This is a genomic window from Methanospirillum sp. (assembly GCF_035406105.1).
Taxonomy (GTDB): domain Archaea; phylum Halobacteriota; class Methanomicrobia; order Methanomicrobiales; family Methanospirillaceae; genus Methanospirillum.
Window position 1 is genome coordinate 1 of the sequence record NZ_DAONKG010000219.1, and the last position, 3,834, is coordinate 3,834.

4 protein-coding genes and 1 pseudogene are annotated in these 3,834 nt (G+C 50.8%); all 5 read left to right on the forward strand.

Annotated features, from left to right (window positions below):
* Positions 1-187: pseudogene (locus tag PLA23_RS11265) on the forward strand (nickel-dependent hydrogenase large subunit); the annotation flags it as partial.
* A gap of 3 nt (positions 188-190) precedes the next feature.
* On the forward strand, positions 191-802 hold the full coding sequence (locus tag PLA23_RS11270; protein WP_324475246.1) for a 4Fe-4S dicluster domain-containing protein: 612 nt from the start codon (positions 191-193) through the stop codon (positions 800-802).
* Positions 799-1,188 carry a molybdopterin dinucleotide binding domain-containing protein gene (locus tag PLA23_RS11275; protein ID WP_324475247.1) on the forward strand — a complete coding sequence of 130 codons (390 nt, stop codon included), beginning with the start codon at positions 799-801 and terminating at the stop codon, positions 1,186-1,188. Before PLA23_RS11270 ends, PLA23_RS11275 begins: the two co-directional genes overlap by 4 nt.
* A complete protein-coding gene (locus PLA23_RS11280) occupies positions 1,178-2,482 on the forward strand; it encodes a formylmethanofuran dehydrogenase subunit B (protein WP_324331852.1) in 1,305 nt (434 codons plus the stop codon). Before PLA23_RS11275 ends, PLA23_RS11280 begins: the two co-directional genes overlap by 11 nt.
* The coding region (locus PLA23_RS11285; RefSeq protein ID WP_324475248.1) for a formylmethanofuran dehydrogenase subunit A at positions 2,475-3,834 on the forward strand (1,360 nt) is incomplete at its 3' end. The genes PLA23_RS11280 and PLA23_RS11285, both read left to right, overlap by 8 nt.

A 3,834-nucleotide genomic window follows, 5' to 3' on the forward strand; every position in this document is an offset into this window, starting at 1 on the left:
AGGAGAACTGACTTACCGGGTGAAGTCTGACACGCATGGGAGGGTTCAGGAAATTTCCATTCAGACCCCGTCGATTATGAATATCGAAGCATGTGCCAGATACATGATTCCCGGAGTAACATCGGTTGCTGATGTCACGGCAGCATATATCAGCTCTGACCCGTGCATCGCCTGTACTGAGAGGTAATCCATGAGATCCATCCTTTCATATATTCAGCATATGGCACGACCAGAGTGGATTAAAACATTTTTCTTTGCGAAAACTGCCCCATTGGTCACTCCACCACATTTCAGGGAATTTCCCCATCTGACCGGAAAGGAATGCACCCATTGTTTTCAATGCATGATGATCTGCCCTGCTCCAGGGGCGATTGAGGTCATCAGGACTGAGAAGCCGGGGGAATGGAAACCGGTCATCCATCCTGGGCATTGTATCAGGTGCGGTCTGTGCGTTGAGATATGCCCCGAACTCGTGCTGGATGCAGGGCGGGTTCATACGAAAAATGCACAGGATGGCACCTACATGCAGTTCCAGTTTCATATAACGGTCAATCCGGTAACCTGCATGGGATGTGGAAGCTGCACGGTCGCCTGTCCGGTCAATAAGGAGATAGACCCGCAACTCGCAGCAAAGGGAACAAGCACCTCAGATGAGATCATTATGCGGGTATATAAGGGAATAAATACGGTATTTCACGAGGATAAATGCACCGGGTGCAAAACATGTGAAGAGCAGTGCCCGACCCGTTCGATTCGTATTGCACGGGTGCTTGAACCATTGCAGATATCGGGGGAGACATGAAGATCCGAATCAATACCGGACGAACCGTGATTCAGGGATCGCATGTGGACCGGAAAAATTCACCTGAATACTACCGGGAGACCTCAACCCTCCGGTTAAACCCTGTTGATATGATGGAGATCGGTATTGATGACGGGGAACGGGTACAGGCGACAAACGCCGGGGTATCGGTCGTCCTTCGCGTTCAGTCAGATGAAACAATAAAACGGGGAAGCGGATTTCTTCCCCTCGGACCTTATGCAAATTTTCTTGTCGGGGGAGGCACGCACAGTACGGGAATGCCAGATTTTAAGGGTGCAGAAGCAGACATCGAACCAACCGGAGAGAAAATCCCGTCAGTTGGAGAACTCATGAAGCGCCTTGGAGGAGTTCCGTATGGAAGATAAGATCAGGCATGTGGTCTGCCCCTATTGCGGTTGTCTCTGTGACGATATCATGATCGAGATGACTGACGGGAAGATATCAGGGGTAGAGAATGCCTGTACGTTAGGGGCCCATAAGTTCCTTGACGATGCGGGAACCAGACTGAAAAATCCAATCCTGCGAAAAGAGGGTGAGTGGGTTGATATTACCTACGAGGAGGCGATAGAATATACTGTCAGAATTCTTACTGAAGCTGATCGTCCCCTCCTGTACGGCTGGTCCGGTTGTGCAACAGAGACACAGGCAATCGGTGCTCATCTTGCAGAACTCATTGGCGGGGTCGTTGACAGCACCACATCAGTCTGTCACGGCCCTTCAATTCTTGCAATCCAGGAGGTTGGTCATCCGGGCTGTACACTCGGACAGGTGAAGAACCGGGCTGATACGATCATATACTGGGGTTCCAATCCTATCGAAGCACATCCCCGGCACCTGAGCCGGTATACAAATTATGCGGATGCCTACTTTCTTCATAATGCATTCCGTGAACGAAAGGTTATCGTTGTCGACGTAAGAAAGACCGCGACCGCTGAAATAGCAACGGAGTTTGTGCAGATTGAGCAGGGTGGAGATTATCATGTCCTTTCTGCCCTCCGGGCTATCATCAGGGGGAGAGAGGACGTTATTCCGGACCTGGTTGCAGGTGTTCCAAAGACCCAGCTGATAAGGGTTGCAGAAATGTGCAAACAGACAAAATTTGGTGCTCTGTTCTTTGGTGTCGGAGTCACGATGACTGGTGGCAAGTATAAAAATATCCGGAATGCTATCGAATTTGTCGATGAACTAAACCGTCATACCAAATGGACCATATCACCGATGCGGGGGCACTCGAACGTGTATGGATCAAACGAGGTGTTCACCTGGATCACCGGGTATCCCTATGCGGTGGATTACTCCAGGGGAATCGCATTTTACAACCCCGGAGAAACCACCGCAGTCGACATCCTTGCACGAAATGAAGCAGATGCAGCACTCATTATGGCAAGTGATCCGGGTGCCCATTTCCCCCGGATCTGCTGTGAACATCTTGCACAGATACCGACCATCCTGTTTGATCCCTACCCGAGTGCAACCACTCACCTCTGCACTTTACAGATCCCCTCTGCGGTCAATGGCATCGATGCAGCAGGTACCGCATACCGGATGGACGGTATTCCCATAAGAACACGTAAATTCCTGGAGACCGGGTATCCGACCGACACCGAACTGCTGCAGCAGATATATGATCGGATTCGGGAAGTGAAAGACCATGCCTGAACTTCTGATAAAAAATGCCTGTGTATTCGATCCCCTGCAAGGCATCCACGGCGATATCATGGACATTCCGATTCGGGACGGACGAATCGTGGACACGGTCTCATCCAACTGTGAGGTGATTGATGCCGGCGGCCATCTCACCCTGCCCGGTGGAATTGACTCTCATACCCATGTATGTGGAACCAAGGTGAACTTTGGTAGGTACATGAGTCCTGAAGACATGCGGGCCGGGAGGACACCGCGACGGGGAGCAATGTATCCCACATCCGGGTACACCGTCCCGACGACCTATGGAAACAGTTACCGGTACAGCAGAATGGGGTATACAACACTCCTGGAGGGGGCGATGGCACCACTTGAGGCACGTCATACCCACGAAGAGTTTGCTGCGACCCCCATGCAGGATATGCTTGCAAATACCCTGTTTGACGGGAACTGGAGTCTTTTTGAAGCAGTTGGCGATAAAGATGTCAGGCAGGCTGCTGCGGTTATCGGGTGGACACTGTCTGCCGTGAAGGGATTTGGCATTAAACTGACGAATCCAGGGGGAACAGAGGCATGGGGATTTGGTGATGATCTGTCCAGTATTGACGAACCGGTTCCCAACTGGGATATCACACCCCGTGAGATTATTGACACATCAATCAGGGCATGTGAATTTTTACACCTCCCCCATTCGGTTCATCTGCACTGTAATAACTTAGGAATGCCGGGGAATTACCGGACTACGCTTCAAACTCTGGATATTCCATCAGATCTTAATCCACACCGTCAAACGCTCTACCTGACCCATGTCCAGTTCCATTCCTATGGGGGAAGTACCTGGGGGGACATCAGATCTGAAGCTGATACAATAGCAGCCTCAGTCAATACAAAACCACAGGTGGTCATTGACATGGGTCAGGTCATGTTCGGGCGGACCATGACCATGACCGCCGACGGTCCGATGGAATTCCGACTCTATACCCTCCATCATAACAAATGGAGTAATCATGATGTGGAACTGGAAACCGGTTCAGGAGTCATACCGGTTTATTACAGCAGAAAAAGTCTTGTAAACAGTATCATGTGGGCCATAGGCCTTGAACTTGCCCTTCTCATCAAAAAACCCTGGCAGTGTATGCTTACCACCGACAACCCGAACGGTGCTCCTTTTGTCAAATATCCTGAAATCATAGGCCTTTTGATGTCAAACGAGTACCGGGAGAAGGAACTTGGTCAGGTCCACCGGCTTACCACAGACCGGACATCCCTGGGAACCATCGACCGGGAACTGAGTTTTGAGGAGATTGCTATCATGACCCGTGCCGGGCAGGCAAAAGCGCTTGGTATCATAGATCAGGGGAAGGGGC

Bases quoted from the DNA above. Each gene is read 5' to 3' on its own strand.
- PLA23_RS11270 (WP_324475246.1), top strand. From the start codon at position 191: ATGAGATCCATCCTTTCATATATTCAGCATATGGCACGACCAGAGTGG.
- PLA23_RS11275 (WP_324475247.1), top strand. From the start codon at position 799: ATGAAGATCCGAATCAATACCGGACGAACCGTGATTCAGGGATCGCAT.
- PLA23_RS11280 (WP_324331852.1), top strand. From the start codon at position 1,178: ATGGAAGATAAGATCAGGCATGTGGTCTGCCCCTATTGCGGTTGTCTC.